This window comes from Novipirellula artificiosorum (genome assembly GCF_007860135.1).
GTDB classification, from domain to species: Bacteria; Planctomycetota; Planctomycetia; order Pirellulales; family Pirellulaceae; genus Novipirellula_A; species Novipirellula_A artificiosorum.
The window spans coordinates 1,215,822-1,230,484 of record NZ_SJPV01000001.1; the positions used below are offsets into that span (position 1 = coordinate 1,215,822).

Annotated in this window: 10 protein-coding genes; 2 read left to right on the top strand and 8 right to left on the bottom strand. The window is 55.8% G+C overall.

The window, feature by feature from the left end; all coding sequences use genetic code 11:
• Positions 1–17: 17 nt before the first annotated feature.
• The 4 genes from Poly41_RS04260 to Poly41_RS04275 all read right to left on the bottom strand — a co-directional run bounded on the left by Poly41_RS04260 (position 18) and on the right by Poly41_RS04275 (position 8,165).
• Positions 18–2,993 carry a secretin N-terminal domain-containing protein gene (locus Poly41_RS04260; protein WP_231615390.1) on the bottom strand — a complete coding sequence of 992 codons (2,976 nt, stop codon included), beginning with the start codon at positions 2,991–2,993 and terminating at the stop codon, positions 18–20.
• 130 nt (positions 2,994–3,123) lie between these two features.
• Positions 3,124–5,898: a DEAD/DEAH box helicase family protein gene (locus Poly41_RS04265; protein ID WP_146524620.1), complete on the bottom strand. Its 2,775-nt coding sequence runs from the start codon at positions 5,896–5,898 to the stop codon at positions 3,124–3,126.
• Positions 5,899–5,904: 6 nt separating this feature from the next.
• Positions 5,905–7,200, bottom strand: a complete 1,296-nt coding sequence (locus tag Poly41_RS04270) for a DUF58 domain-containing protein (protein ID WP_146524621.1) — start codon at positions 7,198–7,200, stop codon at positions 5,905–5,907.
• Positions 7,197–8,165: an AAA family ATPase gene (locus tag Poly41_RS04275; RefSeq protein WP_146524622.1), complete on the bottom strand. Its 969-nt coding sequence runs from the start codon at positions 8,163–8,165 to the stop codon at positions 7,197–7,199. The genes Poly41_RS04270 and Poly41_RS04275 overlap by 4 nt, the downstream gene beginning before the upstream one ends.
• 268 nt (positions 8,166–8,433) lie before the next feature.
• Here Poly41_RS04275 and Poly41_RS04280 point away from each other — a divergent pair, with 268 nt between their 5' ends.
• Positions 8,434–9,666, top strand: a complete 1,233-nt coding sequence (locus Poly41_RS04280; RefSeq protein WP_146524623.1) for a 6-phosphofructokinase — start codon at positions 8,434–8,436, stop codon at positions 9,664–9,666.
• Between the two features lie 136 nt (positions 9,667–9,802).
• On the opposite strand, the gene Poly41_RS04285 is transcribed toward Poly41_RS04280, so the two are convergent.
• The 4 genes from Poly41_RS04285 to Poly41_RS33820 all read right to left on the bottom strand — a co-directional run bounded on the left by Poly41_RS04285 (position 9,803) and on the right by Poly41_RS33820 (position 13,697).
• The gene (locus Poly41_RS04285; RefSeq protein ID WP_146524624.1) at positions 9,803–12,124 is read right to left on the bottom strand and encodes a S9 family peptidase; all 2,322 of its coding nucleotides are present in this window, start codon (positions 12,122–12,124) and stop codon (positions 9,803–9,805) included.
• A 107-nt stretch (positions 12,125–12,231) separates the two neighbouring features.
• Entirely contained in the window at positions 12,232–12,456 is a 225-nt protein-coding gene (locus Poly41_RS04290) for a SlyX family protein (protein WP_146524625.1), read from the bottom strand.
• A gap of 3 nt (positions 12,457–12,459) precedes the next feature.
• Entirely contained in the window at positions 12,460–13,314 is an 855-nt protein-coding gene (gene ypfJ, locus Poly41_RS04295) for a KPN_02809 family neutral zinc metallopeptidase (RefSeq protein ID WP_146524626.1), read from the bottom strand.
• A 218-nt stretch (positions 13,315–13,532) separates the two neighbouring features.
• Positions 13,533–13,697: a hypothetical protein gene (locus Poly41_RS33820; RefSeq protein ID WP_197231054.1), complete on the bottom strand. Its 165-nt coding sequence runs from the start codon at positions 13,695–13,697 to the stop codon at positions 13,533–13,535.
• On the opposite strand from Poly41_RS33820, the gene Poly41_RS04300 reads away from it, so the two are divergent.
• Positions 13,696–14,580: a YdcF family protein gene (locus Poly41_RS04300; protein ID WP_146524627.1), complete on the top strand. Its 885-nt coding sequence runs from the start codon at positions 13,696–13,698 to the stop codon at positions 14,578–14,580. The genes Poly41_RS33820 and Poly41_RS04300 overlap by 2 nt on opposite strands.
• The last annotated feature ends 83 nt before the right edge of the window (positions 14,581–14,663 follow it).

Consider the following 14,663-nt stretch of genomic DNA (forward strand, 5'->3'; position numbering starts at 1 on the left):
TGCCGGTCACTTCCGCCCTATTTTTCGTCGCGCGTCCTCGCGTTTCGCCCCATGTCCGCGGTTGACTTTGGACTGGTTTGTTCACCACTGGTTGCGTCAACGCCGAACGCACGCAGCGCATTCTGAAGTGATTCACCACTAATCTCTGCGGGCAATTCGACCACTTGGACTTCGCCGCTTGGACGGGCCGCATCGTCGAGTTTCTCGATCATTTCGCAAACCAACTCAAGTAGCGGTTCTCCCTCGGTGCTGACCAATAGCGAGTTTCCTACGCTATCCACTCCAAGTGACAGCTTACCTTTGAATGAAAAATCGGCACCGCCACCATCACGCCCTCCCTCGGTTTCCACAAAACCGCTTCCGCCCCCGTCGCGGTTCTTCTGAGCCCCGTTTCCTGGGCCTCCGCTCGCACCCTGCTTGCCGCCGCCTTGAAAGGTTTTGTCATTGCTGCTGAGCAGGTCTCGGTAGGCCTCCTTCACCGTCTCGGCAATTTTATCGGCCTTGCCAAAACGGATCGACACCAGCTTGGTGTAGCGAGATTTTCGCTTGTTAGCCGGCTCTTCGGTGTCCCAAAGATCGATCAAATCGGCAATCGTTCGAAGCTGGTCGGAGGTGGCTCCCGTGACCACCAACGTGCTGGTGTCGGCATCGTCAATGAACCTCATCTTGTTGCCTTTGCCCAGCCCCGTCGGCCCATCGTCGCTGGTGTCTGAGTCGATATCCCAGTAATAACGATAGAACGAATCCGAAGCGGAGTCCTTTTTCTCGTCCTCGTCCTCGAAATACTCTTCCAAGTTCAGCCGCATCCAATACGCCGTCGCATGTTTGATTTTGAAAACATGGTAGGGGCGTTTCGGGGGCGAGATTTGCAACATCAAATCCTCGAGTCGATCGAGTGCTTTGGTATCACTACTGCTCAAGACCAAGTTGCCTGAGGGATCGAGCTCAATGCGAACCGCAGCCGGTGGGCCGGCCGCTGAATTTGCATTGGGCACTTTTTTGACATCGCCAAACATGCGATCGAAATCACGGCTCGATCGAATCGGCGGCGCTTCGTCGGTTGGGTTCTCCGATGGCGTCGGTTGCTCTGGGGCCAATTCAGGTGATTGCATCGCGGTCAACCGATAGCCCCGTTGGGCACCGGAGTTCGCCAAATCAGCTTCCTTCGCGACTTCGTTGACCTCTTCGGTGTCGGTCGCATCGGAATCGTCGGACGTCGGCGAACGATTCGGATCGATGAAGTCTTCCGTCTCCGGCAGCTCTAATGGGTTCGGGGCCAATTGGCTCCATTGCCTCTTCAATCGTTTTAAATACTCCAGCGTTTCGGGAGTCGCCGAGGCATCGATGACCCGGATGGTGCGGTCGCTGCCACCGGGTGGAGGCAACTCGCCCAATTTGATCAACAACGATTCAACTTGCTCCATCTCCATCGGGTTGGCCCACAACAACACCTGTCGGTACCGGCTGTTGGCAGCGACACGGAATTCATCCTTGTCCTCCTCTTCCTCTTCGTTGCCATAGCCGTACCACGAGTAACGCTGGTTCCGGCTGTTCTTGTCGTCCTCGTTCTTCTGTCCCATCAGAAAAGCGATCGACTCCGTCACTTCGCCTGCATCGAGTCGTCGCAGTTGCAGCACCTGGAAACTGCGTCCGCTGCCGTCAAGTCGTTCGATCAGGGACTGGATGATAAAACGATCGGCTGGGGAGCCTGACACGATCAGGGCGTTATTGTCTTCGTCGACGCGGATACGAGTCGATGGCTCTAGGATGTTCATCTCACCCACAATGTCGACCAACTTCTCGGGATCGAGCGAGGCGAGCCGATAGACTTGAATGCGGCTCTCGATGTCCGAAAGGGAGGCAACGGACTGACTCGGCACGTCAATTCGTTTGATAAACTCACTCGCGATCATGACACGGTCTTCCGGCGCCCGAATGATGACGGAATTTTGACGCGTGTTGGCGACAATCGAGATTTCCGTTTTTTTCTCGGGCGTTGGCGGCGCCTCGCCACCGCTTCGCTGCCGCATCTGCTGCATCATTTGCATCTGCTGAGGCGTCATCGGCGCCGCACTTTTTTTCTCGACGCCTAAAAACTCTTCGAGCATCTTTTTCGCTTCCTCCGCTGGTAGGTACCGTAGCTTGAACTCTGGAGCAAGCGCTTCACGACTGTCGATGCTACGTTCTTGTAGCAACAAATTCGCGATCTGTTGCACGTTGATTGCCGCGTCCATCACCTCGATGCGGTTGGTGGTTGTCAAGGCGGTCAACCGACCGTTGGAACTGATCATCGGTTTCAGCTCCTCCGACAGTTTCTCAGCCGACAGCCATGCGACATCAAGCGATGTTCGGACAAACGTGTGCGGCGAAAGCGTATCGAGGCTCTCGGGATCCACTCGCGGCACAATCGCAGGGTTGATCGATTCCGTCTTCGCCACGGTCAACCCACCATCGAGTTCCAAGATGACGTAGCCTCGTGCCAATAAATAGCGATTAAACAGATCGCGTGTTTCGGCTACCGTGTATCGTCCTGGTGACGAAAGGTTCACTCGGTCGCCTGGCAGTTCAAGCCAATCGAGCGGCTTGTTCGAGATCTCTGCGAGCCATTGAACCAGACCAACCCAGGGTTGATTGCGAAACTGAAAGGCAACTCGTCCATCTTCGCCGACGGTCGCCCGCAATTCCTCGGGGTCCGCATCCTCGTCTTCGTTTTGGTCTCGGCGAATGACCTTCGGTTCGGGCCCCTCCGGCTTCTTGGTCTCTTCTTTGCCTTCGTCGCCCTTGTTTTCTGCTCCTGCCTGACCCGGATTCGCACCCGGCGGCATCGCACCCGGCGGCATCGCACCGGGCGGTTTCACACCTGGCGCCATCCTAATCGCGGCAGCGGAGCTAACCGGTCGGCTAGGCGCCTGCGCTAGACCCGACGCCGGATGGATCCATGCGGTAAAGACAAGGCAAACAAGCAGCAGAAAGAACGAACGCAAAACAGACACCTGTGTGCAGAGAAGAGGGATTACAAGCCCCACCGGCCGAGTGATGTTAACGCATTATGGCCGGATAAACGAAGGATGACAAACGTTCGTGACATTTCTCTAAAAAAAAGCGTCCCCGCGGCAAGAAAACCTAGAAAAACAACTCCTTTTCATGGACCAGGGTCGTGGGAGTCAGGTCGTCACGGATGGCAGTCGCGAGCATTTGCTCCCCTTTCTCATTTTTGACGAAGACGGCTTCACCGGGGCTGACGTTTGCATTCCAGTGCCGCTGAAACACCGCAACCAACTCGCGTCGAGTCGCCAGGCAGGAAGGCACGGCGTGCAGCATCGCCGTTTTGCGAATCCGGCGTTCAAAGAATCGGCTGATGAAGTTTGGGAGCCATCTGCGAACCATCGTATCGACCGGAATGTCAACGCTGCGAGGAATCAGGTATCGGGGTTGATCAATCGGGCAGAGCGTTTCGCGTACCGCGGTGGCGAAGATCTTGGCATCGGATGGTATTGCCCGTTCCAAGAACACACGCACGTAGCCTCCGTCGCGGATCGCAACACGGAGGATCGACTCGGATCCAATCATTTGGTTTTCACGAAGCGCCAATAGCACGGAACGACTGATCGCCAAAACAATCGATTGTAAATCCCATGCCGAGCGGCTGCCTTGAAAAGGCGGATAGCCAAGAGTCAAATTTGGGCGACGCGATGCTACTTCGATCGCATGAACGGGTTCCGCATTGTAGGGTTTGCCGATCCGCCACAGATTGTAGATTTCGTCCCGGCGAGCAGCGCGGTCCATCATGTCGTGGTTCAATTCGTCCACGTTTCCGTCGACCCATTCAGGACGCTGCGTTGTGAAGGCCGCATGAACGTGGCCGCCCCCTTTTTCAATGGCTCCGTCGTCACAGATTCCAAAGATCGTTTCGTGTTTCTTGATGAATCGGTGGTAATCCGCCAGACCGTTGGTGTGTTCGGGTGCGATGCATACGATGTCCCAATTGTTCGCAACCTTCCGCGGTTCGTTGGGATTCAATCGAAGGGAACGACCCCTCAATTGCTTGACGGTCATTGATGTCGTCACCGTGGATAGGTCGATCAGAACATTCACCGTATTCGCATCCCATCCCTCGCCAAGTAAACCGCGCGTTCCCACCAAGCAGCGTGTGACGCCGTGCTGAAACAATTCAGTGATCATTTCCACGTAGACTCGCGGGCACCAATCGCTGCCTCGGCCATTGATCTCGTAGAAGTTGCCTTGACGCGTTTCGTTTAATTCGACCTCGATCGAACGTCGTTGTAGCCAGCTGGCCGCGTCACGCATTATCCGGTGAACCAAGTCGCCGTCGACCAAGACGGTCGATCCGGTAATCAACACGGGGTCAAGATCATTGGTTTGCATGTCATCGACAAGGGTTCGGAACGCAGCAACCGCGCCGCCCGCTTCTGCGTCGAGCACGTCAGCCACATCCGCTGAGATCGCCGACGATTTTTCGTAGTCCGCGATCACGACGGCTCGCGTCTCGTCGCCAAGGATCTCCATTTCACGGCGAAGCAGCTTCGCAACGGCAGCAGACTTGCTACGCGTGTACGCGATGACGCGCGATACCGGGGATGCACAAGCACGAATGCCGGTTTCGGTGATCTGAACTCCAAGCATCCTTAGTCGATCCACCGCGACCTCAGCCATTCGGTGATCCTCGGGATGGGGCGATCGTCTAAGGTAGTGACGCGTGTAGCGATCGATCAGCGTGCCCCATTGATCCATGCTGACCGATTCGACTTGCAATGGAGGTGGGACGTCCGCCGGGATCTCAATGGAACGGGACTGTAGAAACGCGACGGCCGATTCTGCAAACTCACGATCCCGCACATAAAACGATCGCCAATCCGCAGCTTGTCCGACGGGCAACTGTTTGTCTCGGAGCACACGGACCAGCCAATCGATCAGCGATTCTCGCGAGCTGGGTGACTCGCCCAACGGGGGACTGCAAAGCTGGTCCAGCAGGGAGGCGAATTGGTTGTCCACACCTGCAATAAAATCCAATTCCTTTTCGGTGGGACGAACGAAGTAGGCGAGATCTTGGTACGGGGCCAGAAAACCGTCCTTCACGACCGCTGGCACCGGAACGTCATAGTCAATCGGTCCAAAGAAACGATCGTATCGCTTGATGTCCTCCTGCTTTCGATTGGATCGATCGGGTGGCGTCGCCGTTAAGCCAACGATGATGGGGTCACCGAGGTATTCGCTCGCCTCGGACAAAACCCGTCCCCAATGACCCATCAAATGATGGCACTCATCCAAGATGAGCAGTCCCACCCCGGTCTCGCGCAGCCGGACCAATGTGTCGATACACGATCGATGGAGCAACGACATGGCCAGTCCTCCGATCGCATCGTCATCGCGAATTCGCTTTCGGTAGCCTGACAATCGCTCGTTGAAATACTCGGGATTGTGCCGTCGCAGGTCATCGATCCACACTTCCGCTTCGGTTGCATCTTGGGCTTGGTCTTTTTCCAGCAAGGTCTGCGTCCACAGATCAATTGCCCGTTGCTGGTCCCACTCGGTGGACCGAGCGGGCATCGTCACCGATTGGTACGTCAACGATGTCAACCTTCCGGGAAAATCGGCCGATGTGCTGATCAGCGACTGCAAGTCGTCAACGCTGCGGTGCTTGAACAGATCGGTGCGAGTGACCCATTGAGCCTGGATCGCGGAGTTGGGCGACAAGACCAGGGCGGGTGTACCCACCAATTCGGCCCAAATGTACAATCCGATCACGGTCTTGCCGCTTCCAGGCGGCGCAACGATATGCAGTCGTCTTTGGCCCGCATTGAGTTGCCGGCTTGCGACTTCGACCACCTCTTTTTGACTCGGTCGCAATTGACCGGCGAAACGAATCTCGGGCATCATCTCGCCTCAAACAGGGGCTTCACGTCGAGACGCGTTGTTTCGAACGCGGGCCGTTGAGGGGGCGGGATCAGCATGCGGCATGTCGACGCGAAAAAACTTGCAGCTGGCCGATTGCAGTTCGGGTGCAAAATCTTGTCTTGAAGTCAGCACCAGTAGAGCTTGATTCGGCATCGCTTGCATCAAATCTCGATAAAGCTTGTCGGATTCCGAACGCATCGTATATTTCGCCTTCGCCAAACGGATCAGTAAGTCTTGCAAGTCGCTGGCATGATGGGATGATCGAGTACGATTCGATAGTACCTCCTCTCCCGTGATCATCATTTGCACTTGAATTGCACGCTGGCGAAGTTCGGTAACGGCGGTTGCGGCAAACGACAAGACACGTTCGACCCCCTCGTCCCGTTGTGTCCCTTTCGCCGCGTCGCTCGGAGCGGTGTCGACGAACAGGATGGCCGTACGGACACCCGGCGAATGGAATTCGCGCACGATTGGACGGCCCAGTCGCGCCCAAGAGGCAAAATCCCAACGGCGAACGGGCATTCCGACCTCGTATTCGCGGCTGCCTGCGTAGTCATAGGCTTCACTTGCCTTAAATCGTCTCGCCCACCGAGATAGTTCCGACAATTGTCCGCTCGCGACCGCGTCATCGGACTCACTCAACAATCGCGGCGAAACTGCGATCGTCGCACCGCTAGGAAAAATCGCCGAAGATTTGAACAAGCAAAAGGGGAACAACGAGCGGACTCGGACGCGTGGCAATCTCTGAACGCCACGATCAGAAAATCGGAGCGACGCCTCAATCGAAACCAGTTCGTGTGGCCCGATGACCGGTACCGATACGTTATCGGATTGCAATTCAAAACTTTCGTAGCGGTTGTGAACACCGAATCTCGATTTGCGAAACAACCGACGTTGCCGAAACAGCGATCGAGTCTCGCTAGCAACAAAGCCCGAGGTCAACTGTAACGCCGGCAAGGAGCGACGATTTCGGAGGTGGATCCGAACGGAAAAGACTTGGCCCGCTTCGACACAAGGGGGCAAGCTGAAACCAATCTTCAGCCGCGGTGACATCCACCAATTCACACCCCATCCGATCGTCATTGTGGACACACAGGCGGCAAACAGACCAATCCAAGGATATCCCCATAAGATGTTGAGGGATAAAATCCCGACCAACAGCAGTGTGACCGATGCCGCGGTTGCCGAACGCCGAATGGCAAGCATCACACGCACAGGAAACATCAAGAGGGCGATCAGCTGCCGCAACGAGATTCCCAGCCATCGCCCAAGCTTGGGAGTCATGCCGGCACCTCGATCGTTCGGACAAGCTCATGAATCGTTTGAGTGGTTTCTGATGAAGAGGCCAGAGCGTTTCGGGGTGAAACGCGATGCGACAACACCGCGGGTGCAAGAAGTTGGATGTCATCGGGAAGCACAAAGTCGCGTCCCATTAGCACCGCTCGTGCCTGAGCGGCGCGGAGCAGCATCTTCGATCCGCGCGGACTGCACCCGACGCGAAGTCGCGTATCGGTTCGTGTTGCCGATGCGATCGCGACAATGTACGCCGCGGCTTTGCGGTCCACTTTGACATGCCGAACAAACGATTGAAGCGCAAGCAATTCGTCTTGCGACATCACCGGCTGGAGACCCTGTGCGGGATCATGGGAAGCCTGCTCAAGCAACAAGTCGATTTCACTTTCCGTGTCCGGGTAATCCATCGACAACCGCATCAAGAAGCGGTCGAGTTGCGATTCCGGCAATAAAAACGTGCCTTCGAAACCGGTCGGATTTTGGGTGGCCAGTACAATGAACGGCCGTTTCAGCGGGTATCGGGTGCCATCAATGGTCACTTGCGATTCAGCCATTGCTTCGAGCAAGGCGCTTTGAGTCCGAGGGGACGCGCGGTTGATCTCATCGGCGATGAGCAAGTTACTAAAAATCGGTCCCGAGCGGAACTCGAACGTTCCCGAAGAGGGCCGAAAGACACTGCTACCCAAGATGTCTGCTGGCAACAAATCAGGCGTGCACTGAATTCGCTGGAATTCCAAGTGGATCAGGCGGGCGAGCGATTTTGCAAGCGTTGTCTTTCCCACACCCGGTACGTCCTCCAACAACACCGAACCCTCGGCCAACAGTGCGGTCAACACTGCATCGATGACATCGCTTTTTCCAAGAATGATTCCCTGGAGCGATTGACGCACCAAATCAATTTTTGCCAATAGCACGTCCGGATGAGCGGGAACGGCAACGGGAGTTGGAACAGACATTGCTTGTAGCGATTTGAAAAGGGAAAAAGCGATCTGTTTCTGTGGCGGTCCGCAAAAACAATATCGGACTCGCAGCGTGACAGTGTAACCGAATCAATTCGCGGGTGGTTACGGTTGTTCGTATTTTGCGGCCCCCTTGGAATTGGCAGCGCGATCGATTGGGACTGCGCACGCTATCTGCGACCTATGCTATCGATAAACACGTGGCGCGAGGCCCACGCTTCAACATTTTTGCGTCAATCGGTCGCACCGAGGGGAAGAAGGAAGAATGAGATCCATATCCAAAAAATGCATTGGTGTCTTGACGAGCGGGGGCGATTGCCCAGGGCTCAACGCGGTGATTCGCGGTGTTGTCAAATCGTCAAACCAACTCGGTTATGATTGTGTCGGTTTTTTGCAGGGGTACGAAGGCTTGCATGATCCGGTCCGTTATAAAACGTTGACACCCAAAAATACCACCGGGATCTTGAACCAAGGCGGCACGATCCTGGGGTCGACCAACAAGGGACGATTCGCAGCGACCGTAGGCGTGTCGGATCGAGTCGAGATTGATCCTGAATTGCTCGCAGGCGTGAAAACGACTGTTGAGCAACTGGGGATTGAGGGGTTGGTCTGTGTCGGAGGCGACGGGTCACTGGCGATCGCACAACAATTCCACGAGTATGGAATTCCAGTGGTGGGCGTTCCAAAAACCATCGACAATGATCTGTCATCCACGGCATTCACCTTTGGTTTTGATAGTGCGATCGAGTGCGCGACCAACGCGCTCGACCGACTGCATACGACGGCGGCAAGTCACGGCCGAATCATGGTCTTGGAAGTGATGGGACGTCATGCCGGCTGGATCGCCCTGCATGCGGGAATCGCAGGGGGCGGAGACGTGATCTTGCTGCCGGAGATCCCTTGGACCTGGGAAAACGTCTGCCACAAGGTGCTTTCACGGGAAAGCCAAGGCAAGCAGTTTACGTTAGTGGTCGTCGCGGAAGGTGCTGCCTTGCCGGATGGCCGTGGCGTGGGCAAAGAACAATCCGGCCGGCAAGCCCAACTTGGTGGGATTGGGCAAATCGTGGCCGAAGAAATTGAGCGGAGGCTTCAACGCGAAACCCGTGTCTGTGTCCTCGGTCATCTCCAACGGGGCGGTGCACCGACAACATTTGACCGAGTTCTCGCGACTCAGTACGGTGCCCATGCCGTGCGATTGATCGTTGAAGGTAAACTTGGTGAAATGGTCTGCTATCAACCACCAGACATCATGAGCGTTCCGATCACCGAGGCCGTGAATCAACTGCGTCAAGTGGATCCTAATAGTTCCGCAGTGCAGGCGGCTCGCGCCTTGGGGATCAGTTTCGGCAACAGTACCGCAGATTCCAGCCCGTTTGCTTTCCGATCCGCAACGGATCATCGTAGCGGCCAAGGGCTGAGCCGTCGCGAAACCGTCGAAACCGATGCCGCCTTTGCGCTCGATCTTGTTGAAGCGGCAACCGAAGAAGCCTTGGCGTAGTGCGCTGCGATCACCCTCCAAGCGTGCTGCCGCTCGGGTTAGGTTGGACCGATCTCGGCGGTGGCTCGGTTTGTGTCGCGGTTCGCTGCTGATTCGCAGCAATGGATGTCGAGATCGCAACGAGTTAAAGAGGCGGCTATCGAGCCGTCCCGAGCAAGTGCTCCTCCAAGTAATTCGTCATCAGCTTGCGCAAATGGCGGGTCGTGTTCTTTCGCTCGCTAATGGAATGGGATCGATTCGGGTACGCCATCATCGAAAACGGCTTGTCGTTAGCGATCAGCTCATCGAATAGCATTTCAACGGTTTGGTAGTGGCAATTGTCATCCCCCGTGCCATGAATAATCAGCAAATTGCCTGCCAACTGTGATGCGAAACTGATCGGCGAACCCTTGCGGTACCCTTCGACGTTCGATTGCGGCAATCCCATGTATCGTTCTTGATAGATGGTGTCATAGTAGCGTTGGTTCGGAACGGGCGCGACCGAGATGCCGGTCGCATACAGCTCAGGAAACTTGAACATCGCGTGAAGGGTCGAGGATCCTCCACCGCTCCACCCCCAAATTCCGACCCGCTTTTCATCCAAGTAGGGACGCTGTTCCAAGACGTTGCGAAGCGCATCGGCTTGATCTGCCGGTCCCAGGGTGCCGATTTTTCGGTACACGCATTTCCGAAACTCCCGACCACGTGGCACATTGGTTCCACGGTTGTCAAAACTCATCACGACGAGGCCGCGTTCGGCCAACATGCGGTGCCATAAATAAGTGCTCCCCCCCCATTTATTGGTCACCGTCGTGCCAGCGGGTTCGCCGTAGACATAAACCAGCAAAGGGTATTGGGTTGTAGGATCAAAACCAGGCGGTTTGATGCACGATCCGTCAAGGGTCACCCCATCGTCAAGTGTGACGCGGAAAAACTCCGTCTCAACTCGCTGTAGCTCGGCCAACTTGTTCACCAATTCCTCGTTGGTCTCATAGACGCGAATCGTCTTGTGTTCCGGCAAGGAAACCAGTTCGACCACGGGTGGGACTGCGAGTGAACTATGAGTGTGTATCGCAAACTTGGCATTCGGCGAGATGGCATAGGCATGCGTGCCTGTGGCACCCCCCGGAGTGATACGAACCGTCGATTCACCTGCAAAATCGCTGCGATACAAATACCGTTCGGTTGCGTTCTCTGGTGAAGCAAGGAAGTACAGTTGCCGGTGGGATTCGTCGACCTTCAACAACTCGACCACATCAAAATCGCCTGGTGTTGCCTCGACGGCGACCCCGGTTTCAACATCGACGCAATAGGCTCGCCGCCATCCCGTACGGTCACTGATCCATGTAAAACGCTTCCCCTCGTCCATCCAAAACAACTCGTCGTGAACGTCCACCCAAGCGTCATCGGTTTCTGTTAGCAATACGTTGACGGTCCCCTTGTCGACATCTGCCAAAAAGAGAGTGTTCGTGTTCTGCAATCGATTGAGTTGCTGAATCAGCAGTTGTTTTGACGCGCCACCGGTATCGGACGTGTTGGGGACCCAGTCGATCCAGGGGACATAATGATCGCGACGATCGCCAGGCAATTCGATCCAAGAGGTTGCTTTCGATTCGAGATCGACGACGCCGATACGACAAATGGGATTTCGCGTTCCCGCTTTGGGGTAAGCAAACCACGTGACCTTAGGATAGAGGGAGTCGGTATTGTTGATGAGAGGAAACTTCTCGACTCCTGCGGTGTCAATCTGCCAGTAGGCGATCTTGGTTCCGTCGCCGTTCCAGCGAAATGCGTCTCGCAAGCGGAATTCTTCTTCGTAGACCCAATCGGTCGTCCCGTTGATCACCGTATCGGAATCGGAATAGGTCAGTTGCGAGATCGAATGGTCGACGAGGTCTTCGACGAACAAATTTCGATTGCGGACAAAAGCAACTTTGTTGCCATTGGGTGACAGTTTCGCGAACATCATGGAGGAAGCGGGTCCATCGCCGCCAAGTTTTCGCAATTGGCGACTCGATCGATCGAGCAGCCAGTAATCGCCTCGCGTGTTGGTTCGCCAAACCCGCTTGGTGTTGGTGAAGACAAGCAAGCGGTTCTGATCGGTCGACCAAGCATAGTCGTCGATCGAAAGCGGTTCGGATTCGCCCGGGGGAACCAGTTCGCTTGCAGACACCATCGTTGATGTTTCGCCAGTCTGGGCGTCGTGCCGGACAATTTGTTTGGCGTTCGAATAGGCATCCGAAGGTTCAAGCGTGGTCATCGCCGTCGAGGGGCCGTCGCGATCTAACCAGCGAGCCGAGTAGCTCTTGGCGTCGAAATCATGGTCTTCATAGATTCGATCCACCGTCAACACGGCCTTGGCATCGGCCGACACCGGGGCGGGCGTCTGCTGTGCGAACGTGGTGGAACCAAGCAGGGGCACCAGCCATGAGCAGGCAACGAAAAACAATCGAGGGTTATAGCGCATCAATCTTCGCATCACGGATTCAGAGGGGATTTGGAAGTGCGAACCTCCCCACTTCACTCTGCCAAATGAAGAGTTTTGAACACATGCTCAGAGCAGGGGGAACCAGGAACAGGCTCGCATCAATAATGAGGCGGTTTCTCGTCTAACGGATCTTCAGCCGGCTCTTCCACCGATTTCATTTCCTTCATCTTCTCGGTGAGTTGCTTGATCGCATTCTGCATCCGATCTTGCCGCATGGCTTGTTCGGTCACCACCTCATTTAATTGGTCACATACTCGCTGCACATGGGCAATATGGATCTCGAGTTCGACCAACCGCTCGCTGAGTTCGGTCTCGGATGACATCGTTTACAACTGATCCGCGTTGAAAGTGTCCCCTTGGCTCAGATCGCCCGTCTCCAACCCCTTCATGAACCAACGCAATCGTTGTTCGCTCGTTCCGTGAGTGAAGGATTCGGGGACGACATAGCCGCGGCTTTGACGTTGCAAACGATCGTCTCCGATGGCGGATGCAGCACGCAGTCCTTCTTCGATATCGCCAGGTTCCAGGATGTCTTTAGACCTCTGGGCGTGATGCAGCATCACGCCGGCAAAGAAATCGGCTTGTAGCTCGAGTCGGACGGATGCCAGATTTGCTTGCGTTTCACTTTGCGTTCTTCGGACCTGTTCGACTTGGTCGGTATAGCCGAGTAGGTTTTGGACATGATGTCCTACTTCGTGGGCGATCACGTAGGCTTGAGCGAAATCTCCCGGCGCGCCAAGCTGCTGTGACAATTGATTGAAGAACGAGGTGTCCAAGTACAGCTTCTTGTCCGCAGGACAGTAGAAGGGGCCGGATGCCGCACTGGCCATTCCACATGCCGATTGAACCTGCCCGCTGAACAGCACCATGCTGGGCTTTTCGTATCGCCGCCCTGCTTGTCGGAACAACTCGGTCCAAACGTCTTCGGTATCTGCAAGGATCGTTTTCGCAAACTCGCCCGCTTCAACCTCTTCGGGGCTCAGTTCGGCTTCGCCACCGGGACCCTGGGCCGCCGGAGCGCCCTGTTGAGCCTGCTGCATCACCTGTCTCGGGTCGCCTCCCATGAACGCGACCAACAGCGCCATGATCATCAGACCAATTCCACCACCGACCGCGACTGGACCGCCAACACCGCGACGATCTTCAACATTTTCACTCTGACGACGTCCACGCCAACGCATTGGCTAACTCCAATAAAAGCAATGAGTTCCAGAATTTTGAAAAGGTGCCCCACTCGGGTATCCACAGTTTTAGAACCCGCGACTAGGATTTTCTACGGGGCTATTGTATCGAGCATCGCTTTTTTGGCGAATCGAGCTATAAACGGGACTTCTGCATCCCTTGTCGACGAAATCCCTTGTCGACGAAAAGGATGGGGTCACGACGCGATTCCAGCGACCTACGCCATCGAGGCAGCGTCATCCGAGCGATCGCTCGCTTGGTTTGCGGTCGTGATGCCCCTCGACTTGGTGTCGGCCCATTTTACGAAAACGGAACCGGAACATCGGTACTGGGTCACTTGAAACTCGTCTTCCCCCCAATTCTCTCCCCCACTTCTCTTCATGATCATGTCCGACTCAGCGACTGAATTCGTTTCGCGTGCGACTCCACTTCGAGCCGCTGTTACGGGTCTGGCTGCTGGCGGAATCATGAACGGCCTTTTTGCGGTGGGCACATGGTTCTACTCCGGTGCGGCGATGGCCGCTGGCTGTGCGACCGATTTGGTGATGCCCGTTGGACTGATTTGGACGTTTTCGCTTGTCGCGAGTCTTGTCTTTTTCCGCGCGGGGCGTCGCTGGGCCTCGGCCGCCATGGTGGGGATTTTCCTGTTGGTTTCAGTAAGCGGCAATGGCTGGATAGCAGACAAGTTCATCCATTCAGTCGAAATGCCGCGAAAGACACTGCAACCGGCAGCCGAGCCACTTCGGGCAGTCGTCATGCTCGGAGGCTCCGCGGGATTGGCCTACGATGACGTTCCTGAGCTCCGTGATGCCGGTCAGCGAAACTGGCTGACCGCCCAACTATGGGCTGCCGGTAAAGCCCAAAGTGTGATTTGTACCGGGACGTCGCCGGTCGCCAAGATGGGGCCTTCGGAGGTCGGTCGCGTGCTGTTTGAATCGATCGGCATTCCCGAGGACAAGATCTTCGAGGTTCCTGGGGACAATACGTCTCAAGAAATGAAGAACTTGGCTGCTTTTTTTGCTTCCCCACCCAAGGCCTTTCCGGTCACCGGCGAGATTGGCTTGGTGACCAGTGCCTTTCACATGCACCGGGCGATCCGGTTGGCGGAAGCGGAGGGGATCGATTTCTTTATCCCGCTACCATGCGGCTACGAATCGTCGGCTCCTCAAGACTTCTCCCCCCGCATGCTGGTCCCCAGTGCTGAAGCGATGGATACCTTTTCTCACGCGCTCAAGGAACGGTTGGCCCGAATCGTCGGCCGGTAACGCATCTTGCCACCAAGACCGCGAGCACCGAGGAATTGGAATCGGCGTTGAGTTTGTTCGCAGACGATGTGACTCGGGTTCGC

Coding starts and splice junctions, on each gene's coding strand:
- ypfJ (WP_146524626.1), bottom strand. CDS start 13,314: ATGCGTTGGCGTGGACGTCGTCAGAGTGAAAATGTTGAAGATCGTCGC.
- Poly41_RS04290 (WP_146524625.1), bottom strand. CDS start 12,456: ATGTCATCCGAGACCGAACTCAGCGAGCGGTTGGTCGAACTCGAGATC.
- Poly41_RS04280 (WP_146524623.1), top strand. CDS start 8,434: ATGAGATCCATATCCAAAAAATGCATTGGTGTCTTGACGAGCGGGGGC.
- Poly41_RS04270 (WP_146524621.1), bottom strand. CDS start 7,200: ATGACTCCCAAGCTTGGGCGATGGCTGGGAATCTCGTTGCGGCAGCTG.
- Poly41_RS04275 (WP_146524622.1), bottom strand. CDS start 8,165: ATGTCTGTTCCAACTCCCGTTGCCGTTCCCGCTCATCCGGACGTGCTA.
- Poly41_RS04300 (WP_146524627.1), top strand. CDS start 13,696: ATGATCATGTCCGACTCAGCGACTGAATTCGTTTCGCGTGCGACTCCA.
- Poly41_RS04285 (WP_146524624.1), bottom strand. CDS start 12,124: ATGCGAAGATTGATGCGCTATAACCCTCGATTGTTTTTCGTTGCCTGC.
- Poly41_RS33820 (WP_197231054.1), bottom strand. CDS start 13,697: ATGAAGAGAAGTGGGGGAGAGAATTGGGGGGAAGACGAGTTTCAAGTG.
- Poly41_RS04265 (WP_146524620.1), bottom strand. CDS start 5,898: ATGATGCCCGAGATTCGTTTCGCCGGTCAATTGCGACCGAGTCAAAAA.